This is a genomic window from Mycobacterium paraintracellulare, from assembly GCF_000276825.1.
Taxonomy (GTDB): domain Bacteria; phylum Actinomycetota; class Actinomycetes; order Mycobacteriales; family Mycobacteriaceae; genus Mycobacterium; species Mycobacterium intracellulare.
In genome coordinates this window covers 219,324-245,025 of sequence record NC_016948.1, presented here as the reverse complement: position 1 = coordinate 245,025, position 25,702 = coordinate 219,324, and the positions used below count along the sequence as shown (strand labels likewise).

Sequence of the window (25,702 nt, the reverse complement as noted above, 5' to 3'; positions counted from 1 at the left end):
ACCGATGAGCACCGAGACCACGCCTCAAACGGGGCCGCACACCGCGGAAGAACTAGCATCTAGCACCGTGTCAGCCACGGAAACCAATCACCGGATCGCCCGGCTGGTTGCTTCCGTCGCCGGGCTGCTCGGCGTGCTGCTGGCGATCGCCACCCCGCTGCTGCCGGTCGACCAGACCACCGCCCAGCTGAACTGGCCACAGAACGGGACCTTCGGCAGCGTCGAGGCGCCCCTGATCGGTTACGTGGCCACCGATTTGAACATCACCGTCCCGTGTCAGGCCGCCGCCGGGCTGACCGGCGGGGGTAACGCCGGCAAGACGGTGTTGCTGTCGACGGTGCCCAAGCAGGCGCCCAAGGCCGTCGACCGGGGCCTGCTGATCGTGCGGGCCAACGACGAGCTGGTGCTGGTGGTGCGCAACGTCCCGGTGGTGAGCGCGCCGCTGAGCCAGGTGCTCGGCCCGGCCTGCCAGCGGCTGACGTTCACCGCGCACGCCGACCGGGTGACCGCCGAGTTCGTCGGGCTGACCCAGGGACGCAATTCCGAGCATCCCGGCTCGCCGCTGCGGGGGGAGAAGAGCGGCTACGACTTCCGGCCGCAGATCGTCGGCGTCTTCACCGATCTCAGCGGGCCGACGCCGCCCGGGCTGAGCTTCGCGGCGACCGTCGACACCCGCTACAGCAGCAGCCCCACCCCGCTGAAGATGGCGGCGATGATCCTGGGGCTGGTGCTGACCGCCGCCTCCCTGGTCGCGCTGCACCGGCTCGACACCGCCGACGGAACCCGGCACCGCCGCTTCCTGCCGGCGCGGTGGTGGTCCATCGGCGCGCTGGACGCCCTGGTGATCGCGGTGCTGGTGTGGTGGCATTTCGTCGGCGCCAACACCTCCGACGACGGCTACATCCTGACCATGGCCCGGGTGTCCGAGCACGCCGGCTACATGGCCAACTACTACCGCTGGTTCGGCACGCCCGAGGCACCGTTCGGCTGGTACTACGACCTGCTGGCGCTGTGGGCCCACGTGAGCACCACCAGCATCTGGATGCGGTTGCCGACCCTGGTGATGGCGCTGACGTGCTGGTGGGTGATCAGCCGGGAGGTCATGCCCCGCCTGGGCCATGCGGTCAAGCAGAACCGCGCGGCGGCCTGGACCGCGGCGGGCACGTTCCTGGCGGTCTGGCTCCCGCTCGACAACGGGCTGCGCCCCGAGCCGATCATCGCCCTGGGCATCCTGCTGACGTGGTGTTCGGTGGAGCGCGCGGTGGCCACCAGCCGGCTGCTGCCGGTGGCGATCGCGTGCATCATCGGCGCGCTGACCCTCTTTTCCGGACCGACGGGCATCGCCTCGATCGGCGCCCTGCTGGTCGCCATCGGGCCGCTGCGCACCATCCTGCACCGCAGGATCACCCGGTTCGGTGCGCTGCCGCTGGTGCTGCCGTTGCTGGCGGCGGTCACCGTCACCGGCATCCTGATCTTCCGCGACCAGACGCTGGCCGGCGAGGTCCAGGCCACCATGCTCAAGCGGGCCGTCGGCCCCAGCCTGAGTTGGTTCGACGAACACATCCGCTACGAGCGGCTGTTCATGGCCAGCCCCGACGGGTCGGTCGCCCGCCGCTTCGCCGTGCTGGCGCTGGTGCTCGCGCTCGGGGTCACGGTCGCAATGTCGTTGCGCAAGGGCCGGATTCCGGGCACCGCCGCCGGGCCGAGCCGCCGCATCGTCGGGATCACCATCATCTCGTTCGTCGCGATGATGTTCACCCCCACCAAGTGGACCCACCACTTCGGCGTGTTCGCCGGGCTCGCCGGGCCGCTGGGCGCGCTCGCCGCGGTCGCGGTGACCGCGGTGGCCATGCGGTCACGGCGCAACCGCACCGTGTACGCCGCCGTGGTGCTGTTCCTGGTGGCGCTGTCGTTCGCCAGCGTCAACGGCTGGTGGTACGTCTCGAATTTCGGTGTGCCCTGGTCGAATGCGTTCCCGGCGTGGCATTACGCGTTCGCCACCGCCCTGCTCGGGCTGACCGTGGTGGTGCTGCTGGCGGCGGCGTGGTTCCACTTCGTCGCCCCCGAGAACGGGCCACCCAAGACCCGTCTGGGCGCACGCGTGGCGGGAATCATCCAGTCCCCGTTGGCAATTGCGACGTGGGTGCTAGTGGTGTTCGAGGTGGCGTCGCTGACCCTGGCGATGACCGACCAGTATCCGGCCTGGTCGGTCGGCCGCTCCAACCTGCAGGCGCTGACCGGCAAGACGTGCGGGCTGGCCGAGGACGTGCTGGTGGAGCAGGACCCGAACGCGGGCATGCTCTCGCCGGTGGGCGCCTCGGCGGCGGACGCCCTCGGCGCCGGCCTGTCGGAAGCCTTCACGCCCAACGGAATTCCCGCCGACGTCCGCGCCGACCCGGTGATGGAACGGCCGGGTGACCGCAGCTTCGTCAACGACGAGGAGAAGACCGGCAGCAACCAGGCGGGAACCGAGGGCGGCACCACCCCCGCGCCGGGGATCAACGGATCGTCGGCCCAGCTGCCCTTCAACCTCGACCCCGCGCGCACACCGGTGCTCGGCAGCTGGCGCTCGGGCATCCAGATTCCCGCGCACCTGCGGTCCGGGTGGTATCGCCTGCCCGCGCGCGACAAGGCGGGACCGCTGCTGGTGGTGAGCGCGGCCGGGCGTTTCGACCCCCGTGAGGTCCAGGTGCAGTGGGCCACCGACGAGCAGGCGGCCGGCGGGCACCCCGGCGGCTCGTTCCAATTCGCCGACGTGGGCGCGTCCCCGGCCTGGCGCAACCTGCGCCTGGCGCTGTCGGCGATCCCCGACTCCGCCACCCAGATTCGGTTGGTCGCCGACGACGAAGACCTGGCGCCGCAGCACTGGATCGCCCTGACACCGCCGCGCATTCCGCGGCTGCGCACCCTGCAGGACGTGGTGGGCTCCGCCGACCCCGTGTTCCTGGACTGGCTCGTCGGGCTGGCCTTCCCGTGTCAGCGACCGTTCGGCCATCAGAACGGCGTCGACGAGACACCGAAGTGGCGCATCCTGCCCGACCGGTTCGGCGCCGAGGCCAACTCGCCCGTGATGGACAACAACGGCGGCGGCCCGTTGGGCGTCACCGAACTCCTGGTGAAAGCCACCACGATGGCCACCTATCTCAAGGACGACTGGTCCCGCGACTGGGGCTCGCTGCAGCGGCTGACGCCGTATTACCCCGGCGCGCAACCCGCCGACCTACTGCTGGGAACGGCGACGCGCAGCGGTCTGTGGAACCCGGCGCCGCTGCGCAAGACGTAGGCGCCGTCGCGGGCCCTTGAACGCGGATATCCGTAAGCCTATGCTTACGGTTCGTGACCACTTACCAAACCGCTGACGCGTGGCTGGCGTTGGCGGACGGGACGCGGCGGGCCATCGTGGAACGGCTCGCGCACGGCCCGTCGGCGGTCGGTGAGTTGGCGCGCGACCTGCCGGTCAGCAGACCCGCCGTGTCGCAACACCTCAAGGTGCTCAAGTCCGCCGGGCTGGTGCGCGACCGGGCCGCGGGAACCCGTCGCGTCTATCAGCTCGACCCCACCGGTCTCGAGGCGCTCCGCGCCGACCTCGACCGGTTCTGGACCCAGGCGCTCGCCGGCTATGCGCGGGCCATCGACGAGACCAACGAAGGATCGACATGACATCCCAGCGGACGCCCAACGTCACCCACCACGTCGTCGTCAACGCCCCCATCGAGCGCGCGTTCACGGTCTTCACGCAGCAGTTCGGCGCGTTCAAGCCGCGCGAGCACAATCTCTTGGCGGTCCCCATCGCCGAGACCGTGTTCGAGCCCCGCGTCGGCGGCCACATCTACGACCGCGGCGTCGACGGAAGCGTGTGCCGGTGGGCGCGGATCCTGGTCTACGAGCCGCCGCATCGCGTGGTGTTCAGCTGGGACATCGGCCCGACGTGGCAGCTGGAAGCCGACCCGGCCAAGACCAGCGAGGTCGACGTCCGCTTCACCGCCCAGGCCGACCGACGCACCCGGGTGGACCTCGAACACCGCCATCTCGACCGCCACGGGCCGGGCTGGCCCTCGGTGGCCGACGGGGTCGACGGCGATGCGGGATGGCCCCTCTACCTGGCCCGCTACGCCGACGTGCTGAGGGGCGGTGACCCGCGATGACCGCCGACCTGATGCCCATGGCCCGCGCCGAACGGGCCGACCTGGCGGACTTTTTGGCCACCCTGGCGCCGCGGGACTGGGAGGCGCCCAGCCTGTGCGCGCGATGGAGCGTGAAAGACGTTGTCGCGCATGTGATCAGCTACGAGGAGCTCGGCGCCCTGGGGCTGGTGAAGCGATTCGCGAAGGGCCTGGTGGTGCGGGCCAACCAGGTGGGCGTCGATGAATTCTCGCACCTGACCCCGCAACAATTGCTGGAGTTTCTGCGCAACCACCTCGAACCACGCGGATTGACAGCGGGTTTCGGGGGAATGATCGCCCTCGTCGACGGCACGATCCATCACCAGGACATCCGCCGCGCGCTGGACCGGCCGCGCGAGATCCCGCCCGACCGCCTGGAGCGGGTCCTCTCCCTGGTGCCCGGCAACCCCAGGATCGGCGCGGGACGGCGGATCAGGGGTCTGCGCCTGCGCGCCACCGACGTCGAGTGGACGCACGGCGACGGGCCCGAGGTGACCGGCCCCGGCGAGGCGCTGCTCATGGCGATGTCCGGGCGCCCGGCCGCGCTCGCCGACCTCGACGGTCCCGGGCACGCGACCCTGGCGGCCCGGCTCGGCGGATAGCAGCGCCCCGCTGCGCGGCCCCGCGTCCAGATGGCACAAAGCCGCGTCGCTTACGATCGAGCCTCGTGCCCCACGACCGTAATGAGCGATCGCAGCGCATCCCACGATCGGTGGCCGCGGTCGCGGGAATCGCGGGGCTGTTGTTGTGCCTCCTCGTCCCGGTGCTTCCGGCGAAACAGACCACGGCGACGGTGCTGTGGCCGCAGGGCACGGTGGACGGGCACGTCAGCCAGATCACCGCGCCCCTGGTGTCGGGGGCGCCCCGCGCGCTGGACATCTCCATTCCCTGCCCGGACATCGCGACCCTGCCCGCCAGCGGGGGTTTGGTGGTCTCGACGCTGCCGCCCGGCGGGATGGACGCCGGGAAGAACGGGCTGTTCGTGCGCGCGAACAAGGACGTCGTCGTCGTGGCGTTCCGCGACACCGTCGCGGCGGTGGCGCAGCGCTCGGCCATCGCCGCCGGGGCCTGCAGCGTGCTGCACGCCTGGGCCGGCGTCGGGGCGGCCGGCGCCGAGTTCGTCGGCATACCCGGCGCCACCGGCGTCCTGCCGGCCGAAAAGAAGCCCCAGGTCGGCGGGATCTTCACCGATCTGAAGGTGCCCGCGGGGCCGGGGCTTTCGGCCCGGGTCGACATCGACACCCGATTCATCACCGCGCCCACCGCGGTCAAGAAGATTGTGATGGCGCTGGGCGTCCTGTCCGTGCTGACGGCCATCGTGGCGCTCGCGGTGCTGGACCGCCGCAGCCGGGGCGGCGGCACGCTGCTCAACTGGCGCTCCCCCATCGCCTGGCTGTCCCGGTACCGGCCCGGCACGCACCTGGCGAACTGGCGGCGCGTCGGGCTGGCGACGTGGATCGCCGACGCCGGGGTGATCGCAACCCTGTTGCTGTGGCACATCATTGGCGCCACCACATCGGACGACGGCTACAACCTGACCGTCGCCCGCGTCGCTCCGCGCGCCGGTTACGTCGCCAACTACTACCGCTACTTCGGTACCACCGACGCCCCCTTCGACTGGTATCTCGGGGTGCTGTCGAAGCTCGCCTCGGTGAGCACGGCGGGCGTCTGGATGCGGCTGCCCGCCACGCTGGCCGGGATCGGCTGCTGGCTGATCATCGGCCATTGGATGCTGCGCCGGCTGGGCCCCGGCAGGGATGGACTGGCGGCCAACCGCGTCGCGGTCTTCACCGCGGGCGCGGTTTTCGTCGCGGCCTGGCTGCCGTTCAACAACGGGCTGCGGCCCGAACCACTGATCGCCCTCGGCGTGCTGGTCACCTGGATGCTGGTGGAACGCGCGATCGCCCTGCGGCGGCTCGCCCCGGCCGCGGTGGCCATCATCGTGGCGCTGCTGAGCGCGACGCTGGCGCCGCAGGGTCTGATCGCCGTGGCCGCGCTGCTGACCGGGGCGCGGGCCGTCGCCCAGACGATCCGGCGCCGCCGGGCGACCGACGGGCTGCTGGCGCCGCTGGCGGTGCTGGGCGCGTCGCTCTCGGTGATCCTCGTGGTGGTGTTCCGCAGCCAGACGCTGGCCACGGTGCTGGAGTCCGCCCGCATCAAATACAAGGTCGGGCCGACGATCGCCTGGTACCAGGACTGGCTGCGCTACTACTTCCTCACGGTCGAGTCCAACCCCGACGGATCGATGGCGCGGCGGTTCGCGGTGCTGATCCTGCTGCTGTGCCTGTTCGGGATGCTCGTCATCCTGCTGCGCCGCGGCCACGTTCCCGGCGTGGCCAGCGGCCCGGCCTGGCGGCTGATCGGCACCACCGCGATCGGCCTGCTGCTCGTCACGTTCACCCCGACGAAGTGGGCGATCCAGTTCGGTGCCTTCGCGGGACTGGCCGGGGCGCTGGGCGCGGTCACCGCGTTCGCCTGCTCGCGGATCGGCCTGCACAACCGCCGCAACCTGACCCTGTACGTCACCGCGCTGCTGTTCGTGCTGGCGTGGGCCACCTCCGGCATCAACGGCTGGTTCTACGTCGGCAACTACGGGGTGCCGTGGTACGACATCCAACCGGTCGTCGCCAGCCACCCGGTGACGTCGATGTTCCTGACGTTGTCGATCATCACCGGACTGCTGGCCGCCTGGCAGCACTTCCGGATGGACTACGCCGGCCACACCGAGGTCAAGGACAACCGGCGCAACCGCGTCCTGGCGTCGACCCCGCTGCTGGTGGTCGCGACCATCATGGTCGTCGGCGAGGTCGCCTCGCTGACCAAGGGCGCGGTGTTCCGCTACCCGCTCTACACCACCGGCAAGGCCAACCTCGCCGCGATCACTTCGGGCCTGTCCGCCACCAGCTGCGCCATGGCCGACGACGTGCTGGCCGAGCCCGACCCCAACGCGGGCATGCTGGCCCCGGCACCGGGCCAGACCTTCGGGCCCGACGGGCCGCTCGGGGGCGTCAATCCGGTGGGCTTCAAACCCGAAGGCGTGGGCGAGGACCTGCAATCCGACCCGGTGGTGACCAAGCCGGGACTGGTCAACTCCGACGCCTCCCCGAACAAGCCGAACGTCGCCTACAGCGACTCGGCGGGCACCGCCGGCGGCAAGGGCCCGGTCGGGGTCAACGGCTCCCACGCGGCGCTGCCGTTCGGGCTGGACCCGGCCCGCACCCCGGTGATGGGCAGCTACGGCGAGAACACGCTGGCCGCCACCGCCACCTCGGCCTGGTACCAGCTGCCCGCGCGCACCCCCGACCGGCCCCTGGTGGTCGTCTCCGCCGCCGGCGCGATCTGGTCCTACAAGGAGGACGGCACCTTCACCTACGGGCAATCGCTGAAGCTGCAATGGGGCGTCACCCGCCCGGACGGCACCACCCAGCCGCTGGCCGAGGTGCAGCCGATCGACATCGGCCCGCAGCCGGCGTGGCGCAACCTGCGTTTCCCGCTGGCGTGGGCGCCGCCGGAGGCGAACGTGGCGCGCATCGTCGCCTACGACCCGAACCTGAGCTCCGAGCAGTGGTTCGCGTTCACGCCGCCGCGGGTGCCGGTGCTGGAAACCCTGCAGCAACTGGTCGGGTCGCAGACGCCGGTGCTGATGGACATCGCGACCGCCGCCAACTTCCCGTGCCAGCGGCCGTTCTCCGAACACCTTGGCGTTGCCGAACTTCCGGGGTACCGCATCCTTCCCGACCGCAAGCAGACGGCGGCGTCGTCGAACCTGTGGCAGTCCAGCGAGGCCGGCGGGCCCTTCCTGTTCGCCCAGGCGCTGCTGCGCACGTCGACGATCTCGACGTATCTGCGCGGCGATTGGTATCGCGACTGGGGATCCGTGGAGCAGTACTTCCGGTTGGTGCCGGCTGATTTGGCGCCGGACGCCGCGATTGAACAGGGTGTGATGACAGTGCACGGCTGGAGCCGGCAGGGACCGATTCGGGCGTTGCCATGAGCGCGCCGAGGATGCGCGACGACGTGCGAACGACGCGTTGGGTGGCGACCATCGCCGGTCTGATCGGGTTCGTGCTGTCCGTCGCCACCCCGCTGCTGCCCGTCGTGCAGACGACCGCGACGCTGAACTGGCCCCAGAACGGACAGCTGAACAGCGTTACGGCACCGTTGATTTCGCTGACCCCGGTCGACATGACCGCCACCGTTCCCTGCTCGCTGGTGCGCGACCTGCCACCGGAGGGCGGGGTGGTGGTCGGCACCGGGCCCAAGAAGGGCAAGGACGCCGCGCTCAACGCGCTGTTCGTCGTCGTCAACGGCAAGCGCGTCGACGTCACCGACCGCAATGTGGTGATCGCCAGCGTGTCCCGGGACCAGGCGATGTCGCCACAGTGCCAGCGCATCGAGATCACCTCGACGAAGGCCGGCACGTTCGCCACCTTTGTCGGGCTCAATGATTCGGCGGGCAAACCGATCGGTGGCGGATTCCCCGACCCGAACCTGCGACCGCAGATCGTCGGTGTGTTCACCGACCTGACCGGTCCGGCCCCGGCCGGCTTGACGCTGTCGGCGACCATCGACACCCGGTTCTCCACCACCCCAACCACTTTGAAACTGGTCGCGATGGTGTTGGCGATCGTGGCGACCATCGTTGCGCTGGTCGCGTTGTGGCGACTCGACCAGCTGGACGGGCGGCGGATGCGCCGGCTCATTCCGGCGAATTGGCGCACGTTCACCCTCGCCGACGTCGCGGTGATCTTCGGGTTCGTGCTCTGGCACGTGATCGGGGCGAACTCGTCCGACGACGGCTACATCCTCGGCATGGCGCGGGTGGCCGATCGCGCCGGCTACATGTCGAACTACTTCCGCTGGTTCGGCAGCCCCGAGGACCCCTTCGGCTGGTACTACAACCTGCTGGCGCTGATGACCCACGTCAGCGACGCCAGCCTGTGGATGCGACTGCCGGACCTGTTCGCCGGAATCGTGTGCTGGCTGTTGCTGTCTCGCGAGGTGCTGCCCCGGCTGGGGCCTGCGGTGGCCGCCAGCAAGCCGGCGAACTGGGCGGCGGGCATGGTGTTGCTGACGGCGTGGATGCCGTTCGACAACGGTCTGCGCCCCGAGCCGATCATCGCGCTCGGTTCGCTGGTCACCTACGTGCTGATCGAACGTTCCATGCGGTACAGCCGGCTGACTCCCGCGGCGCTGGCGGTCATCACCGCCGCGTTCACGCTCGGTGTGCAGCCCACCGGCCTGATCGCCGTGGCCGCCTTGGTCGCCGGTGGCCGTCCGATCCTGCGCATCCTGGTCCGCCGTCATCGCCTGGTGGGCACGTGGCCGCTGGTGGCGCCCATGCTGGCCGCCGGCACGGTCATCCTGACCGTGGTGTTCGCCGACCAGACGCTGCGGGCGGTGTTGGAAGCCACCAGGATTCGGACCGCGATCGGGCCGAGCCAGGCGTGGTACACCGAGAACCTGCGCTACTACTACCTGATCCTGCCCACCGTCGACGGTTCGCTGTCGCGCCGCTTCGGCTTCCTGATCACCGCGCTGTGCCTGTTCACCGCCGTGTTCATCATGTTGCGGCGCAAGCGGGTTCCGGGTGTGGCCCGCGGCCCGGCGTGGCGGCTGATGGGCGTCATCTTCGGCACCATGTTCTTCCTGATGTTCACGCCCACCAAGTGGGTGCACCACTTCGGCCTGTTCGCCGCGGTGGGGGCGGCGATGGCCGCGCTGACCACGGTGCTGGTGTCGCCCGCGGTGCTGCGGTGGTCGCGGAACAGGATGGCGTTCCTGGCGGCGGTGCTGTTCCTGATGGCGCTGTGCTTCGCCACCACCAACGGCTGGTGGTACGTCTCCAGCTACGGCGTCCCGTTCAACAGCACCATGCCGAAGATCGGCGGAATCTCGGTCAGCACAATCTTTTTCGCGCTGTTCGTGCTGGCCGTGCTGTACGCGATCTGGTTGCACTTCGCGTCCCGCGACCGCGGCGAAGGCCGGGTCGCGCGGGCGCTGACGGCCGCACCGGTGCCCATCGCGGCGGGATTCATGGCGCTGGTGTTCATCGCGTCGATGGTGGCCGGCATCGTGCGCCAGTACCCCACCTACTCCAACGCCTGGGACAACCTGCGCGAGTTCAGCGGGGGCTGCGGCCTGGCCGACGACGTGCTCGTCGAGCCGGACAGCAACGTCGGCTACATGGCGCCGCTACCGGGCAACTACGGGCCGCTGGGGCCGCTGGGCGGGGAGCACCCGGTGGGATTCAGTCCCAACGGTGTGCCCGAACACATTGTCGCCGAAGCCATTCGGATCACCCCGAATCAACCCGGAACCGACTACGACTGGGACGCGCCGACCAAGCTGAGCGCGCCGGGCATCAACGGCTCGACGGTGCCGCTGCCCTACGGCCTGGATCCCGATCGGGTTCCGCTGGCCGGCAGCTACACCACCGCGGCGCAGCAGCAGAGCAGGCTCACCTCGGCGTGGTACCGGTTGCCCAAACCCGATGCCGGCCATCCGCTCGTGGTGGTGTCCGCCGCCGGCAAGATCGACGGCAACAGCGTGCTGCACCACCACACCGACGGCCAGAAGGTGGTGCTCGAGTACGGGCGGCCCGGGCCCGCGGGTGACACCGGGGCCGGCATCGTGCCCGCCGGGCGGCTGGTGCCCTACGACCTGAACGGCGAGCAGCCAAAGGCCTGGCGCAACCTGCGTTTCGCCCGCTCCGACATGCCGGCGGACGCGGTCGCCGTGCGGGTGGTGGCCGAGGACCTGTCCCTGACGCCTGAGGACTGGATCGCGGTGACCCCGCCGCGGGTGCCGGAGATGCGTTCGCTGCAGGAGTACGTGGGCTCGACGCAGCCGGTGCTGATGGACTGGGCGGTCGGGTTGGCCTTCCCCTGCCAGCAGCCGATGCTGCACGTCAACGGCGTCACCGAGATCCCCAAATTCCGCATCACCCCGGACTACACGGCCAAGAAGATGGACACCGACACCTGGGAAGACGGAACCAACGGGGGGCTGCTGGGCATCACCGACCTGCTGCTGCGGGCCCACGTGATGTCGACGTACCTGTCCCACGACTGGGGCCGCGACTGGGGGTCGCTGCGCAAATTCGACACCATCGCCGACGCGCATCCCGCGCAGCTCGATCTCGGAACCGCCACCCGCACCGGGTGGTGGTCGCCGGGCCCGATCCGCATCAAGCCGTAACCGCGGCGGAAAAGCGTGAATTATCGGCGTGTCTAAATGGCGTGCCGCGGCCACAATTCCTCCGCGGAATAACGCACCGAATTAACGCCTGAGTAATTGCTGGGCGAGGGTTTGAATCGGCCAATCGCGGGACAATACTCATTCCGATGTGATCCAGTTCACACGACGGGAAGGGGTAGTCCCGATGCGCACGCAGTCACGCCTGAAAACCCCCGCGGCCGCGCTCACGGTGCTGGTTTTGCCGGCCACGACATTCGCCATCGGCACGGCGGGGGCCGAGGGCGCCGGCACCACCGTCGTTTTCGACGCCAAACTTCGGCGTTGCGATTTCAGCCTGGTGAGTTTTGCGGTGCAGATGCCGCACCCCTCGCTGGGGACGGGGTACGCCGTCGTGCGCACGGCAGGGTCGAGGGTGGTCGCGGACGTCCATTTGGTGAACCCGCCGGAGCCCGGCACCCATTTCGACGTGGGACTGATCCAGGTGCCCCGCCCCTCCTCCGCGCCGTGCGGGCCCGGCGACCCCGGGACCGCCTTCGCCGGCCTGGACACCGACGGGGCGGGCAGCGGGAACACGACCGTCCAGGACAGCATCCGGCCCGGCACGACCGGCGTGTGGGTGATCATCGAGCAACCGAACGCCCACGCGCAGAGCCCGGCGGAGTTCTACACCTCCGAGTTCGTCGTGCCGGTGAGGGCGTAGGGCAGATGAGAGGCGAAAGTGTCCGCATCCCAACGGGACACACGACAGCAGCGAATCGCGGCCGATGACGCCACCGGCGACCTGTCCGCGGTCCGGGGCTCCGCGTTGCCTGCGGACGGTGTCCCCGAGGAGATCGACACGTCGTCGGCGGCGGCCGAGGCGGCGGCGCTGGAGCGCGGCTCGGCCATGCTCGTGGTCAAACGGGGACCCAACGTCGGATCGCACTTCGTCCTGAACCAGCCCGTCATGACCGCCGGACGCCACCCGGCCAGCGACATCTATCTCGACGACATCACGGTCAGCCGACGGCATGCCGAATTCCGCAGCGAGAACGGCGAATTCCGCGTCGTCGACCTCGGCAGCCTCAACGGCACCTATCGCAACCGCGAAGCCGTCGACTCCGCGGCGCTGGCCAACGGCGACGTGCTGCAGATCGGCAATTTCCGGCTGGTGTTCCTCGCCGCCCAGACGCCGTGATGCGACGATGTACACCTGCGAATTCCGGCCCGGCCAAACGATCTTCGCCCAGGGCGACCCGGGTGACCGGCTCTATCTGATCGCCGAAGGCACGGTGACGATCAGCCTCCGCGACCCCGCGGGCCGCACCGGCGTGCGGGCCATCCTGGGACCCGCGGACATCTTCGGCGAGCTGGCGGTGTTCGACCCCGCCCCTCGCGCGTGCACCGCCACCGCACTCACCGAGGTGCGAGCCCTGTGGCTGGACCGCGCCTCCCTGCGCGCGTCGATGGCGCGGGATCCGGCGCTCGCCGAACAGCTGCTGCGGGCGCTGACCCGGCGAGTGCGGGCCGCCGAACGACAACTCGTCGAAATGGTTTCCAGCGATGTGAACGCCCGCGTCGCCCGCCAGCTGTTGGCGCTGGGCAGGCGGTTCGGCACCCGCGAGGGCGGCGCGCTGCGGGTCGCGCATGAACTCAGCCAGGACGAGCTAGCCCAGCTGGTGGGCGCCGACCGGGTGTCGGTGAACAAGGCATTGGGCAGCTTCACGACACGCGGCTGGATCTCGTTGAGAGGCAAGACCGTTGTGATCATCAACCCCGACGCGCTGGCAAGACGCGCCGGGGACGTCGGGGGCGCCGACGGCACCCGCTACGCCCTACCCCACGACGATCGGCTCGGCGCGTAGCGTCTGTCCCATGAGCGACTACGCCGTGGAGGCGGTGGACAGGCTGCCGTTCTCCACCGAGGAAAAATCGCAGCGCTACGCGACGGAGAACTACGGCGGGGCCGTCGGTCTCAATTGGTACAGCACCGATCCCACGCTGCAGTTCACCATGGCCTACTACCTGCAGCCCGACGAGCTGAGGCTGGCCGAGCGCCATCTGACGCGCATCGGCGAGCTGATGGGGGGCCCGGTGGCGCGGTGGGCCGAGGAGACCGACCGCAACCCGCCGCGGCTTCAGCGCTACGACCGGTGGGGCCACGACGTCAGCGAGGTGGTCATGCCGACGTCGTTCACCCAGTCCAAGCGGGCCGTCCTGGATGCCCAGCGGGCGCTGCGGACCGAGGCGCACGAGGCGAAGATGAGCTCGTCGCTGACGCTGTTCGCGTCGAATTATCTGCTCAATCAAGCCGATATCGGCATGGGCTGCGCGCTGGGCACCGGCGGCGGCATGGTGCAGTCGCTGGTGGCGGCCTACGCGCCGGCCGACGTGGCCGAACACGTGCTGGCCAAATTCGCCTCCGGCGAGTGGGCCGGGGAGACGGCCCAGCTGCTCACCGAGCGCACCGGCGGCTCCGACCTGGGCGCCCTCGAGACGACCGCCACCCGTCACGGCGACTCGTGGCTGCTGAACGGGTTCAAGTGGTTTGCGTCCAACTGCGCCGGGGAGGCGTTCGTCGTCCTGGCCAAACCCGAAGGCGCACCGGACTCTTCGCGGGGCGTCGCCAATTTCCTGGTGCTGCGCACCCGCCGCGACGGCTCCCGCAACGGGGTGCGGGTCCGGCGCCTGAAGGACAAGCTCGGCACCCGTTCGGTGGCCTCGGGCGAGGTCGAGTTCGTCGACGCCGAGGCGTTCCTGCTGTCGGGCGAACCCACCGCCGAGTCCGGCCCCGCCGACGGCAAGGGGCTGGGCCGCATGATGGAGCTGACCAACGCCGCGCGGCTGGGCATCGCGTTGTTCGGGCTCGGCAATGCGCGGCGCGCCCTGGTGGAGTCGCTGTGCTACGCGCGGCAGCGGCGCGCCTTCGGCGGGGCGCTGATCGACAAGCCGTTGATGCGGCGCAAGCTCGCCGAGATGATCGTCGATGTCGAGGCCGCCCAGGCGCTGGTGTTCGACGGCACCGGCGCCACCAACCATCGCCAGCCGCGCAGCCTGCGACAGCGCATCGCGGTGCCGGTCACCAAGCTGAAGGTGTGCCGGCTGGGGATCACCGCGGCGTCGGACGCGATCGAGATCCACGGCGGCAACGGCTACATCGAGACCTGGCCGGTGGCAAGGCTTTTGCGTGACGCGCAGGTCAACACCATTTGGGAGGGCCCGGACAACATCCTGTGCCTGGACGTGCGCCGCGGGATCGAGCAGACCCGCGCGCACGAGACGCTGCTGGCCCGGCTGCGCGACGCCGTGTCGGTCGCCGACGACGACGAAGCCACTAGGCTGGTCGCCGGCCGGATCGAGGATCTCGACGCGGCGATCACCGCGTGGTCCAAACTTGACCGGGAGCTGGCCGAGGCGCGGCTGTTCGGACTGGCGCAATTCATGGGCGACGTCTACGGCGGCGCGTTGCTCATCGAGCAGGCCGCCTGGGAGCGCGCCACCCGCGGCGGCGGGCGCAAGGCGCTGGTCGCGCGGCTCTACGCGCAGCGGTATCTGGCCGATCGCGGGGCGCTGCGCGGTATCGACGCCGACTCCGACGAGGCGCTGGAGCGCTTCGACGAACTTCTGGACGGTGCGCTGCGGCTCGAGGGCTAGGGGTTTCGGACGGGCCGGTAGACAAGGATCGCCAGGCCGTCACCCACTCTGCGGGTCGCGACGAGGCGCATGTCTTTCTTGCCGCTGGTGGCGCCGAAGAGGCGATCGCCGGCGCCGAGCACGAACGGGAAGACCATCATCCGCAACTCGTCGACGAGGTCGTGTTCTACCAGCGTGTGCACCAACCGGGAGCTCCCGTAGACGACTATGCGCCCGTTGACCTTTCGGCGCAAAGTGGTTATCTCGCGTACTACATCTCCCGCCAGTACAGTCGTGTTGTTCCAATCCGGGTCGTGCAGGGTCGTCGATACCACGTACTTGGGCAAGCTGTTCAATCGGTCCGCCCACCGGCCGCTGCGGAACGGCCACCGGGCCGCGAAGAATTCGTAGGTCCGCCGCCCCAGCAGCAGGGCCTCCGCGCCCAGCGCCTCGTCGAGCCCGACCGCCGCCCAATCTTCATGGTCCCTAGTCCCTATCTGGCCGAACCAGCCACCGACCCTGAACCCCTCGTCCCCGGTCGGGTCCTGCACGACTCCGTCGAGCGAGACATTCTCGCTGATAATGATCGTTCCCATCCGTGCTCTCCTTACGGTGGCGTTGTCAGCACCTACCACTAATGGAGACACCGCCCCGTGTGCCCATGGGCCGGTGTCCATACGGGAAGGAGGTGACGAGGGTGACAGCGGGCGATCTGATGTGCCGGGCGCGCGCCGGGGACGGCGAAGCCTTCCGGGAGTTGGTCGAACCGTACCGCCGGGAGCTCCAGGTGCACTGCTACCGGATGCTCGGATCCTTGCAGGACGCCGAAGACACCTTGCAAGACGCGATGCTGGCCGCGTGGCAAGGGCTCGAGGGGTTCGAGGGACGCGCCTCACTGCGCACCTGGCTCTACCGCATCGCCACGAATCGCTGCCTGAACGCCCGTCGCTCAGCAAGCCGACGCGCGGGCAAGGAGTGGGACGTGCCTGATGTCGAACCGCCCCACCCCACCCGACTCGGTGAAGTGGTTTGGCTCGAGCCCTTTCCGGACTCCCTCATGCCGGAAGCTCGCTACGAGCGGACCGAATCCATCGCACTGGCTTTCGTTGCCGCCCTTCAGGTTCTGCCGCCTCGGCAGATCGCAGTACTCGTGCTGCGCGACGTCCTCGGATTCCGCACCGACGAGGTGGCCGACATGCTCGACTCGACAGTCGAATCGGTCAGGAGCGCCCTCAAACGGGCGCGCAACGGCCTGCGGCGTCACCGCGCCACTGTCGACGACCGGGAACCCCCACCGGCGCGCGACTCGCCTGCCGAAGTGGCGATCGTGGCGAAGTTCGTGCAGGCGTGGGAGTCCGCCGATCTCGATGCGCTGGTGGCCCTGTTGACCGACGACATCTTCATGTCGATGCCACCGATGCCGTTCGAATACGAGGGCCGCGAAGTTGTGGCCCGCTTCTGCCGGTCTCTCTTCCGTGCGGGCCGCAGGTTCGACCTCGTGGCGACCCGCGCCAATGGTCAGCCGGCATTCGGCGCCTATCTGCGCACGCCCACCGGCGTCAGCCACGGGGTCGGCCTGTATGTCCTCGACCTCAGTGGCGACCGCATCTGCGCCATGACCCGCTTCGACAACAGCGTGCTGTCGTGGTTCGGGCTCCCACGGTCGCTGGCGCCCGGCTAGATCGGGATGAGCCCGTGCTTGCGGGCCGTGCGGAACCACAACTGCTTGTCCCGCAACAGCTTCATCGACTTGCGCAGCAGCAGCCTGGTCTGGTGCGGGTCGATGACCGCGTCGATGAAGCCGCGTTCGGCGGCGGTCCACGGGATCGCCATGTTGAGGTTGTAGCCCTCGATGAAGTCCTTCTTGATCTGCTGCGCCTCGGGGGTGGTCGGGTCGGGGAACCGCTTCATCAGCAGCTGCGCGGCCCCTTCGGCGCCGATCACCGCGATCCGCGCGGTGGGCCAGGCGAAGTTGAAGTCGGCGGTCAGCTGCCGCGAGCCCATCACCGCGTAGGCGCCGCCGTAGGACTTGCGCACGGTGATCGTCACCTTGGGCACGTCGGCCTCGACCACGGAGTAGAGGAATCGCCCGCCGCGCTTGATGATTCCCCGCTTCTCCTCCTCGGCGCCCGGGAGGAACCCGGGGGTGTCCACCACGAAAACCAGCGGGATGTTGAACGCGTCGCAGAACCGGATGAACCGCGCCGCCTTGTCGGAGGCCTCGTTGTCGATCGACCCGGACATGTACATGGGCTGGTTGGCGATCACGCCCACGGGGTGGCCGTCGACCCGGGCGTAGCCGGTGATGATGGCCGGCCCGTGCTGCGCGGCGACGTCGAGGAAGTCGCCGTCGTCGAAGATCCGCAGCAGGATCTCGTGCATGTCGTAGGCCATGTTGTCCGAGTCGGGCACGATCGAGTCGAGCTCGAGGTCGGTCGGGGTGATCTCCGGCTCCAGGCCGGGGTTGACCACCGGCGGCTTGCCGAAGGTGCTCGACGGCAGGAACGACAGGAAGTCGCGCACGTACTGAAACGCCTCGGCCTCGGAGTTCACCACCTGGTGGATGTTGCCGTAGCGGGCCTGCGCGTCGGAGCCACCCAGCTCGTCGAGGGTGACCTCCTCGCCGGTGACCTCGCGGATCACGTCGGGGCCGGTGACGAAGAAGTAGCCCTGGTCGCGCACCGAGACCAGCAGGTCGTCCTGGATCGGCGAATACACCGCTCCCCCAGCGCATTTGCCGAAGATCAGGGAGATCTGGGGCACCAGGCCGGACAGCGCCTCGTGCCGGCGGCCCAGCTCGGCGTACCACGCCAGCGAGGTGACCGCGTCCTGGATCCGGGCGCCACCGGAGTCCTGGATGCCGATGATCGGGCACCCGATCATCGCGCACCACTCCATCAACCGGGCGACCTTGCGGCCGAACATCTCGCCGACGGTGCCCTGGAAGACCGTCTGGTCGTGGGAGAACACCCCGACCGGGCGGCCGTCGATCATGGCGTGCCCGGTGACGCACCCGTCGCCGTAGAGCGCGTTCGGGTCGTTCGGCGTCTTGGCCAGCGCCCCGGTCTCCAGGAAGGTGCCCGGGTCGACCAGCGCGTGCACGCGGGCGCGGGCGCTGGGGATGCCCTTCTTGTCGCGCTTGGCGACGGCCTTCTCACCGCCGGGCTCCTGGGCCAGTTCCAGGCGGCGATGGAGCTCGGCCAGCTTCTCGGCGGTGGTGTGCTGGATGGGGGCCGGCGCCATCTCCGTCACTACTTGCCTACCTCACTTGTCTGGGTGCTTTCCGCGTCCACCTTATTCAGCACCTCGGTCAGGTGTGCGCCTACCTTGCCGATGATCGGCTCGTCGATGGCCTGGATGTGCTCGCCGCCGATGGGGACCACCTCCAGGTCCGCCACGTACTCACCCCAGCCGCCGTCGGGCTGGCGGATCGCATAGCGCGGCTCGAACTCGATGACGTCGTCGTGGTAGCGATCGGCCATGTAGAGGGTCACGTGGCCGTCGTAGGGCTCGATCACGACGGTCTCGAGCGCCCGGTTGTCCAGGTACGAGGTCCGCTGGTGCTCGACGATGCCGCCCGGGATCTGCACGCCGCTCTGCTGGACGATGTCGAGGACGAACTTGACCTGCCCCTCGTCGTCGAGCTCTTCGAGCTGCTCGTAGGGGATCGCGGGGATCTCGACGTTGAAGGTGCGCTCCGCGAATCTGGCGTAGCGGTCCCAGCGCTTGCGGGTCTCCTCCTTGGTCTGGGGGATCTCCTCGCCGGGGCGCACCGTGTCGATCATCCCGACGAACCGCACGTCGGCGCCGGCCCGCTTCAGCCCGATCGCGCACGCGTACGCCAGGGCGCCGCCGAGCGACCAGCCGGCCAGGATGAACGGCTTGCCGTCGTTCATCTCCAGCAGCTTGGGCACATACTGGGCGGCCCGCTCCTGGATGGTGCCCTCCACGCGCTCGAGCCCGTACATCGGGGTGCCCGCCGGCAGCCGGTTGAGCAGCGGCTCGTAGACCACGGTCGACCCGCCGGCCGGGTGGAACACGAACACCGGTATCTGCGAGTCGTTCTCCGGGGCCCGGATGGTGCGGACGAAGCCGTCGATCTGACCGGCCTCCAGGTACTGGCGGACCTTTTCGGCCAGCTCCTCAATGGTCTCCGACGTCAGCACGTCCTCGGCGGTGATCGTGCCGTCGGCACGCTCCGAGAGGCGCTGCGCCATCTTGGCCGCGGTGTCCTCGTCGAGCTTGGGCAGCGGGTTGAAGATGCCGCCCGGCGACTTGCCGGTGACGATCGCCCAGGTGGCGAAGGTGACCCGCTCGGCGGCGTCACGCGGGGGCACATCGGAATTGAGCGCCTTGGACACCGCTTCCTGGCTGAGCGCTCCCGCCAGGTTCGCCGTGGCGCCGTTGCCCGAAGGTCCCGACGGATCCGTCGGCGGCGGCGGAATCGGCGCGTCCGACGACGGCGGTGCCGGCTGGGTCTGCGGCTCGGCCTGCGGGTCGGGCGCCGGCGCGGTCACCGAGTCGACCGTCGCGCCGCTGAGCAACCGCGCCTGTTCCTGCGCGATCTCGTCGGCGGTCAGCGTCTTCTGGTGCTCGTGCAGCTGCTCGACCTCGTCGCGGTGCTCTACCGCGTACTGGATCAGCGTCTCGATGTTGTACAGGTTGGCGTCGCGCACCGCGGTCAACTGGATGGGCGGCAGGTCGAAGTCGTATTCGACGCGGTTCTTGATCCGCACCGCCATCAGCGAGTCCAGGCCGAGCTCGATCAGCGGCACCTCCCACGGCAGGTCCTCGGGCTCGTAGCCCATGGCCGCCGAGACGATCAGGCCCAGCCGCTCGCCGATGGTCTCGCCGGAGTCCGGCGACCACCTGCCGACGCTCGACGGCAGGTAGCGGTTGGTCAGGCTGTCCGACAGCGTCTCGGCGTCGGTCTCCTCGGCGGGGGCTTCCGCCACCGGCCCGTCGGTCACCGGGGCCGCAATCGCCGCGCCGGCGCCCACCGCGGTCGGCAGCGCGGCCACGCTCTGGCCGGCCCGCGACACCAGCGCGTCGTAGACCAGGGTGAAGGACTCGTCGATGCGGGCGTGCACCTGAACCGAGGCGCCACCCGGGTGCCGGGTCATGGTCGTCACCAACCGGGCGCCGGCGCCGGGCACCGCACGCTGCTCGGACGCCACCAACTGGGCATCCGAAAGCACCTGTGTCGCGGCCGATCTCACCAACGCGGCCAGGTCGGTCTCGCCGTTGCGCGGCGCGTACTCCCAGACGTGCCGGCCGTCCGGCAGTGCGACGTGGGTGCCGGGCATGATCACCGAGCCGTCGCCGGAGAAGTGCACGTCCAGCCAGTGCTCTTTGCGCTTGAACCTCGTCGGCGGGATGTTCGCGTAGTCCTCGGGGCCTTGCGCGCGGGTGAACAGCGTCCGGATGTCCAGCTCGTGGCCGTGCACGTAGAGCTGGGCCATCGCCGAGATCATCGACTCGACGTCGTCCTGCTTTTTGGCCAGCGTCGGAATCAGTTGGGCGTCATGCAAACCCGCGGCCGCGGTGGTCAAACCGATCTGCATCAGCGCCACCGGGTTGGGCGCCAGCTCCAGGAACGTGGTGTGGCCGCTGTCGACGGCGTTGCGCACGCCGTGGGTGAAGTAGACCGAATGCCGCATTCCCTTGACCCAGTAAGCGACGTCGTGGATCGGCTCGCCGCCGGGCTTGATGTAGCTGCCCTCGTGCACCGTCGAGAAGATCCCGACGGTGGGGCTCATCGGCTTGATGCCCTGCAGTTCCGCGGAGAACTCACCGAGCAGCGGATCCATCTGCGAGGTGTGGCCGGCGCCCTTGGTCTGCAGCTTTCGAGCGAAGCGACCCTCGGACTCGGCGCGGGCGACGATGGCGTCGATCTGCTCGGGCGGACCGCCGATCACGGTCTGGCTGGGCGCGGCGTAGACGCACACCTCCAGGCCGGGGAAGTCGGCGAACACCGTCTTGAGCTCGTCGGCGGAGTACTCGACGAGCGCCATGAACCGGATGTACTCGCCGAACAGCATGGCCTCGCCCTCACCCATCAGGTGCGAGCGCGAGGCGATCACGCGGGCGGCGTCGCGCAGCGACAGCCCGCCGGCGAAGTACGCCGACGCGGGCTCACCCAGCGACTGACCCACCACCGCAGCGGGTTTCGCGCCGTGATGCTTGAGCAGCTCGCCCAGCGCGATCTGGATGGCGAAGATGACGACGTTGGAGGTTTCGATGCCGTACTCGTGGGAGTCGTCGAGGATCAGCTCGAGCACCGAGTAGCCGCGCTCGTCCTGAATCAGCGCGTCGACCTTCTCGATCCACTCGGCGAAGACCGCGTTGCGCAGGTACAGGTTTTTGCCCATCTTGCGGTGCTGCGCACCGAAACCGGCCATCGCCCAGACCGGGCCGCTGGTCACCGGGCCGTCGACGCTGAACACGTTCGGCCGCTGCTTGCCCTCGGCGACCGCCCGCAGGCCCTTGACGGCCTCCTCGTGATCGTGGGCCAGCACCACCGCGCGCGAGCGGCCGTGGTTGCGCCGCGACAGCGCCCGGCCGATCGATTCCAGCGACGACGCCTGCCCCTCCGGGCTTTCCATCCAGTCCGCGAGCTCGGCGGCCGCGGCCTTCTTGCGCGAGGTCAAAAAGCCCGACACCGCGAGCGGGATCAGCGGCCTGGTCGGCTCCGCCTCCTCTTGCGCGGCAAGCTCTTCCAGCGCGATCGCCTTGAGGCGCAGCGCCTCTTCGGTCACGCCCGGCAGCTCGTAGTCTTCCTCTTCGTCCGGCGCCTCGGCGTCGGGGATGATGTTGCCGAAGTCATCGAACCGCAGCGAGTGGGCCTCGAGCGTGGGGGCCTCGGCGGCTGCGGCGGCCTCTGCTTGGGGGGCGGGCTCGGGCTCGCGCTCCACCACGTCGCGCGGCAAGACCTCGCGCACCACCAGGTGCGCGTTGGCCCCGCCGAAGCCAAAGCTGGACACCCCGGCCAGCGCGTAACCGCCGTAGCGCGGCCAATCAGTCGCGCTGTCAACGACTTTCAGGCGCATGCCGTCGAAGTCGATGTAGGGGCTGGGGCCGGCGAAGTTGATCGACGGCGGCAGCTTGTCGTGCTGCAGCGCCAGCACCACCTTGGCCAGGCTCGCCGCGCCGGCGGCCGACTCCAGGTGTCCCACATTGGTTTTCACCGCACCCAGCAGCGCAGGGCGGTCGGCGGGGCGGCCGCGGCCGACGATGCGGCCCAGCGCCTCGGCCTCGATCGGGTCACCCAGGACGGTGCCGGTGCCGTGCGCCTCGATGTAGTCCACGGTGCGCGGGTCGATCCCGGCGTCCTTGTAGGCCCGTCGCAACACCTCGGCCTGGGCGTCCTGGTTGGGGGCGATCAAGCCGTTGGAGCGGCCGTCGTGGTTGACCGCGCTGCCGGCGATCACGGCCAGGATCTGGTCGCCGTCGCGGCGGGCATCGTCGACCCGCTTGAGCACGAACATGCCGCCACCCTCGGAGCGGGTGTAGCCGTCGGCGTCCGACGAGAACGACTTGATCCGGCCGTCGGGGGAAAGCACCTGACCGATCTCGTCGAAACCGAGTGTGACCAACGGCGTCAGCAGCGCGTTGACGCCACCGGCGACCGCGACGTCGCACTCGCCGTTGCGCAGCGCCTGCACCGCCTGGTGCGTCGCCACCAGCGAGCTCGAGCAGGCGGTGTCCAGCGCGACCGACGGGCCGCGGAAGTCGTAGAAGTAGGACACCCGGTTGGCGATGATCGAGCTGGCGGTGCCGGTGATCGCGTACGGGTGGGCGACGGTCGGGTCGGAGACCGCCAGGAATTGGTAGTCGTTGTTGGAGAAGCCGACGTACACGCCGACGGCCTCGCCGCGCAGGCTCGACGCCGGGATGCGAGCGTGCTCGAGCGCCTCCCAGGTCAGCTCCAGCGCCATCCGCTGCTGCGGGTCGATGTTGTCGGCCTCGGTCTTGGCGACCGCGAAGAACTCCGAGTCGAAGCCCTTGATGTCCTTCAGGTAGCCGCCGCGGGTGCGGGCGGCGCCGACGCGCGCCGCGATGCGCGGTTCGTCGAGGAACTCCGACCAGCGGCCCTCGGGCAGGTCGGTGATGGCGTCGCGGCCCTCCATGAGCGCTTGCCAGGTTTCGTCGGGGCTGTTCATGTCGCCGGGTAGCCGGGTGGACAGCCCCACGATCGCGATGTCGACGCGCTCGGCCGGGCCGGTGCGGGTCCAGTCCATAGCGTCGTCGGCGGCGGTGTCTATTTCGGGCTCGCCCTCGACGATGCGGGTGGCCAGCGACTCGATCGTCGGATGCTGGAAGGCCACCGCGACCGACAGCGTGACTCCGGTCATGTCCTCGATGTCGGCGGCCATCGCCACCGCGTCGCGCGACGACAGGCCCAGCTCGACCATCGGCACCGACTCGTCGATGTCGTCCGGTGACCGGCCGACCGCCTTGCCCACCCAATTGCGCAGCCACTGGCGCATCTCGGGGACGGTCATGTCGGTCCCCTTGGCGGCGGGCGGGTGATCGGTGCTTTCGGGGTGCTCGGTGTCAGCCATGGTCCTGTAGCTCAGTCGGTGGAATTGGCGAACGCGGTCGGGGATCCGACGCCGCTTCGCAGACTGCCGTCGAGGTAGGCGGCGCGGCACGCGCGGTGCCCGATCTTGCCGCTGGAGGTCCGCGGGATCGTGCCCGACTGCACCAGCAGCAGGTCGCGGACCGTGACGCCGTGGCGCACGGCGATCGCCGCCCGGATGTCGTCGGCGATGGGCTGGTAGTCCAGCTTGTGCGAGCCCGCGGCCCGCTCGGCGACGATCACCAGCTGCTCGGAGCTGTCATCCGGGTCGTACTTGAGGCCGGTGTGCGGGTTGTCGAACACTTCCTTCGGCAGCTGGTTCGCCGGCACCGAGAAGGCGGCGACGTAGCCGGTGCGCAGCGCCTTGCTGGCTTCCTGCGCCGAGTACTCGAGGTCCTGCGGGTAGTGGTTGCGGCCGTCGATGATGACCAGGTCCTTGATGCGGCCCGCGATATAGAGGTGGCCCTTGTAGTAGGTGCCGTAGTCGCCGGTCTTGACCCACATGCCGTCGTCGGGGGCGCCCTCGGCGTGCGACTGGCTGATCCGCGACTTGAGGATGTTGCGGAAGATGTCGTTGGTCTCCTGCTCGCGGCCCCAGTAGCCGGTGCCCAGGTTGTTGCCGTGCAGCCAGATCTCGCCGATCTGACCGTCCGGCAGCTCGCTCGCCGTCTCGGGATCGACGATGACGGCCCACTCGTCGACACCGATGGTGCCGGCCGAGACCTGCGGAACGGCCTTCGGCGAATCGGCGGGCACCTCGACGAAGCGCTGCTTGTTCAGCTCGTCACGGTCGACGTGGATGACCGTGGGCGCCTGGTCCATCGGCGTGGTGGAGACGAACAGCGTCGCCTCGGCCAGGCCGTAGGACGGCTTGATCGCGGTCTCCCGCAGACCGTAGGGCGAAAACGCCTCGTAGAACTTGCGCATCGACGCCGGGGACACCGGTTCGCTGCCGTTGAGGATCGCCTTGACGTTGCTCAGGTCCAGCGGCGGCTCACCCTCCTTGGGCACCCCGCGTACCGCCGCGTGCTCGAAGGCGAAGTTCGGGGCGACGGTGAAGACCTCGCTGTCGGGAGCGTCCTCGGGCTTGCGCGCCATCTCGCGGATCCACCGGCCCGGCCGGCGTACGAAGGCGGCCGGCGTCATGAAGGTGAAGTTGTGGCCGAGCACCGGCGACAGCAGCGCCGTGATCAGCCCCATGTCGTGGAAGAACGGCAACCAGCTCAGCCCGCGGTCGCCCTCCTTGCCCTCCAGGCCGTTGAGCACCTGCAGCACGTTGGTGGGCAGGTTGAGGTGGGTGATCTGCACGCCCGTCGGGGTCCGGGTGGAGCCGGACGTGTACTGCAGGTAGGCGATGGTGTTCTCGTCGGCCTCGGGCGGCTCCCAGGTGGACGCGACCTCGTTGGGGACCGCGTCGACGGCGATGACGCGGGGCCGCTCCTTGGCCGAACGGGCGCGGATGAACTTGCGGACGCCTTCGGCGGCGTCGGTGGTGGTCAGGATCGTCGAGGGGGAGCAGTCGTCGAGGACGGCGTGCAGGCGGCCGACGTGACCCGGCTCGGCCGGGTCGAACAGCGGCACCGCGATCCGGCCGGCGTACAGCGCGCCGAAGAACGCGATGAGGTAGTCGAGGTTCTGCGGGCACAGCACGGCGATGCGGTCGCCCGGCTGGGTGACCTGCTGCAGGCGGGCGCCCACGGCCCGGTTGCGGGCGCTGAAGTCGCTCCACACGATGTCGCGGTACTCGCCGTCGCGTTCGGTGGAGAAGTCGACAAACCGGTAGGCGAGCTTGTCGCCACGCACCCGCGCCCACTTCTCAACGTGCTTGACCAAGTTCGTGTTGTCGGGGAACTTGATCTTTCCATTCACGATGAACGGGTTGTGGTACGCCATGCCGCTCTCCTGTCACACCTGTATCTAGGTCGGCTCCGCCGACGTTTGTTATCTCGGTCGGCTCCGCCGACGTCTCGGTCCTAGCTCTGGCCGGCTACCGCCGACCGTTACATGTCTACGCGCGGGCCAGAACGGCGGTCACGTGCCAGTCCCAGCCGGCATCGACCCCGACCCGGGTCCGCGACAAAGTCTGGTAGCTCTTAAATTCCTCTTAATGTTACGGGCCTGCCCACGGCAGACCAAATCACAAGGT

Annotated in this window: 15 protein-coding genes; 11 read left to right on the top strand and 4 right to left on the bottom strand. The window is 69.5% G+C overall.

The annotated features are described in order from the left end of the window. The first annotated feature begins 4 nt into the window (after window positions 1-4). The 10 genes from OCQ_RS01155 (at window position 5) to OCQ_RS01110 (ending at window position 14,996) form a co-directional block, all read left to right on the top strand. Window positions 5-3,283, top strand: a complete 3,279-nt coding sequence (locus OCQ_RS01155; RefSeq protein WP_085981082.1) for an arabinosyltransferase domain-containing protein — start codon at window positions 5-7, stop codon at window positions 3,281-3,283. Window positions 3,284-3,336: 53 nt separating this feature from the next. Next, entirely contained in the window at window positions 3,337-3,660 is a 324-nt protein-coding gene (locus OCQ_RS01150) for an ArsR/SmtB family transcription factor (protein WP_009956770.1), read from the top strand. Next, window positions 3,657-4,145, top strand: coding sequence for an SRPBCC family protein (locus OCQ_RS01145; RefSeq protein ID WP_014378862.1), 489 nt, complete (start codon window positions 3,657-3,659; stop codon window positions 4,143-4,145). Before OCQ_RS01150 ends, OCQ_RS01145 begins: the two co-directional genes overlap by 4 nt. Beyond that, on the top strand, window positions 4,142-4,765 hold the full coding sequence (locus OCQ_RS01140; RefSeq protein ID WP_014378861.1) for a maleylpyruvate isomerase family mycothiol-dependent enzyme: 624 nt from the start codon (window positions 4,142-4,144) through the stop codon (window positions 4,763-4,765). Before OCQ_RS01145 ends, OCQ_RS01140 begins: the two co-directional genes overlap by 4 nt. A 65-nt stretch (window positions 4,766-4,830) precedes the next feature. After that, window positions 4,831-8,157 carry an arabinosyltransferase domain-containing protein gene (locus OCQ_RS01135; protein WP_009956772.1) on the top strand — a complete coding sequence of 1,109 codons (3,327 nt, stop codon included), beginning with the start codon at window positions 4,831-4,833 and terminating at the stop codon, window positions 8,155-8,157. Continuing rightward, window positions 8,154-11,363: an arabinosyltransferase EmbB gene (embB, locus tag OCQ_RS01130; RefSeq protein ID WP_026071071.1), complete on the top strand. Its 3,210-nt coding sequence runs from the start codon at window positions 8,154-8,156 to the stop codon at window positions 11,361-11,363. The genes OCQ_RS01135 and embB overlap by 4 nt, the downstream gene beginning before the upstream one ends. Window positions 11,364-11,547: 184 nt before the next feature. Then, window positions 11,548-12,063, top strand: coding sequence for a hypothetical protein (locus tag OCQ_RS01125; RefSeq protein ID WP_014378858.1), 516 nt, complete (start codon window positions 11,548-11,550; stop codon window positions 12,061-12,063). Between the two features lie 18 nt (window positions 12,064-12,081). Next, window positions 12,082-12,540, top strand: coding sequence for an FHA domain-containing protein (locus OCQ_RS01120; RefSeq protein ID WP_008263040.1), 459 nt, complete (start codon window positions 12,082-12,084; stop codon window positions 12,538-12,540). A gap of 7 nt (window positions 12,541-12,547) precedes the next feature. Further along, the gene (locus tag OCQ_RS01115) at window positions 12,548-13,207 is read left to right on the top strand and encodes a Crp/Fnr family transcriptional regulator (protein ID WP_009956775.1); all 660 of its coding nucleotides are present in this window, start codon (window positions 12,548-12,550) and stop codon (window positions 13,205-13,207) included. 10 nt (window positions 13,208-13,217) lie between these two features. Continuing rightward, window positions 13,218-14,996 (top strand): acyl-CoA dehydrogenase family protein, encoded by a 1,779-nt coding sequence (locus OCQ_RS01110; RefSeq protein ID WP_014383642.1) that lies wholly within the window; start codon window positions 13,218-13,220, stop codon window positions 14,994-14,996. Here OCQ_RS01110 and OCQ_RS01105 read toward each other — a convergent pair. Further along, complete coding sequence (locus OCQ_RS01105) at window positions 14,993-15,571, bottom strand: dihydrofolate reductase family protein (protein WP_014378856.1); 579 nt, start codon at window positions 15,569-15,571, stop codon at window positions 14,993-14,995. The two genes, OCQ_RS01110 and OCQ_RS01105, sit on opposite strands and share 4 nt — an antisense overlap. A 101-nt stretch (window positions 15,572-15,672) precedes the next feature. On the opposite strand from OCQ_RS01105, the gene OCQ_RS01100 reads away from it, so the two are divergent. Then, entirely contained in the window at window positions 15,673-16,656 is a 984-nt protein-coding gene (locus tag OCQ_RS01100) for a sigma-70 family RNA polymerase sigma factor (RefSeq protein WP_014378855.1), read from the top strand. Here OCQ_RS01100 and OCQ_RS01095 read toward each other — a convergent pair. The 3 genes from OCQ_RS01095 to fadD32 are packed head-to-tail and all read right to left on the bottom strand — an operon-like array spanning window position 16,653 to window position 25,449. Continuing rightward, the gene (locus tag OCQ_RS01095) at window positions 16,653-18,218 is read right to left on the bottom strand and encodes an acyl-CoA carboxylase subunit beta (RefSeq protein ID WP_014378854.1); all 1,566 of its coding nucleotides are present in this window, start codon (window positions 18,216-18,218) and stop codon (window positions 16,653-16,655) included. The genes OCQ_RS01100 and OCQ_RS01095 overlap by 4 nt on opposite strands. An 8-nt stretch (window positions 18,219-18,226) precedes the next feature. Continuing rightward, window positions 18,227-23,539, bottom strand: a complete 5,313-nt coding sequence (pks13, locus tag OCQ_RS01090) for a polyketide synthase Pks13 (protein ID WP_009956781.1) — start codon at window positions 23,537-23,539, stop codon at window positions 18,227-18,229. Window positions 23,540-23,550: 11 nt separating this feature from the next. Next, a complete protein-coding gene (fadD32, locus tag OCQ_RS01085; RefSeq protein ID WP_009956782.1) occupies window positions 23,551-25,449 on the bottom strand; it encodes a long-chain-fatty-acid--AMP ligase FadD32 in 1,899 nt (632 codons plus the stop codon). Window positions 25,450-25,702: the final 253 nt, after the last annotated feature.

Excerpts from the sequence above, each read along its gene's own strand:
- OCQ_RS01155 (WP_085981082.1), top strand. The coding sequence starts at position 5 with ATGAGCACCGAGACCACGCCTCAAACGGGGCCGCACACCGCGGAAGAA.
- OCQ_RS01145 (WP_014378862.1), top strand. The coding sequence starts at position 3,657 with ATGACATCCCAGCGGACGCCCAACGTCACCCACCACGTCGTCGTCAAC.
- OCQ_RS01140 (WP_014378861.1), top strand. The coding sequence starts at position 4,142 with ATGACCGCCGACCTGATGCCCATGGCCCGCGCCGAACGGGCCGACCTG.
- embB (WP_026071071.1), top strand. The coding sequence starts at position 8,154 with ATGAGCGCGCCGAGGATGCGCGACGACGTGCGAACGACGCGTTGGGTG.
- OCQ_RS01125 (WP_014378858.1), top strand. The coding sequence starts at position 11,548 with ATGCGCACGCAGTCACGCCTGAAAACCCCCGCGGCCGCGCTCACGGTG.
- OCQ_RS01115 (WP_009956775.1), top strand. The coding sequence starts at position 12,548 with ATGTACACCTGCGAATTCCGGCCCGGCCAAACGATCTTCGCCCAGGGC.
- OCQ_RS01110 (WP_014383642.1), top strand. The coding sequence starts at position 13,218 with ATGAGCGACTACGCCGTGGAGGCGGTGGACAGGCTGCCGTTCTCCACC.
- OCQ_RS01105 (WP_014378856.1), bottom strand. The coding sequence starts at position 15,571 with ATGGGAACGATCATTATCAGCGAGAATGTCTCGCTCGACGGAGTCGTG.
- OCQ_RS01095 (WP_014378854.1), bottom strand. The coding sequence starts at position 18,218 with ATGGCGCCGGCCCCCATCCAGCACACCACCGCCGAGAAGCTGGCCGAG.
- pks13 (WP_009956781.1), bottom strand. The coding sequence starts at position 23,539 with ATGGCTGACACCGAGCACCCCGAAAGCACCGATCACCCGCCCGCCGCC.
- fadD32 (WP_009956782.1), bottom strand. The coding sequence starts at position 25,449 with ATGGCGTACCACAACCCGTTCATCGTGAATGGAAAGATCAAGTTCCCC.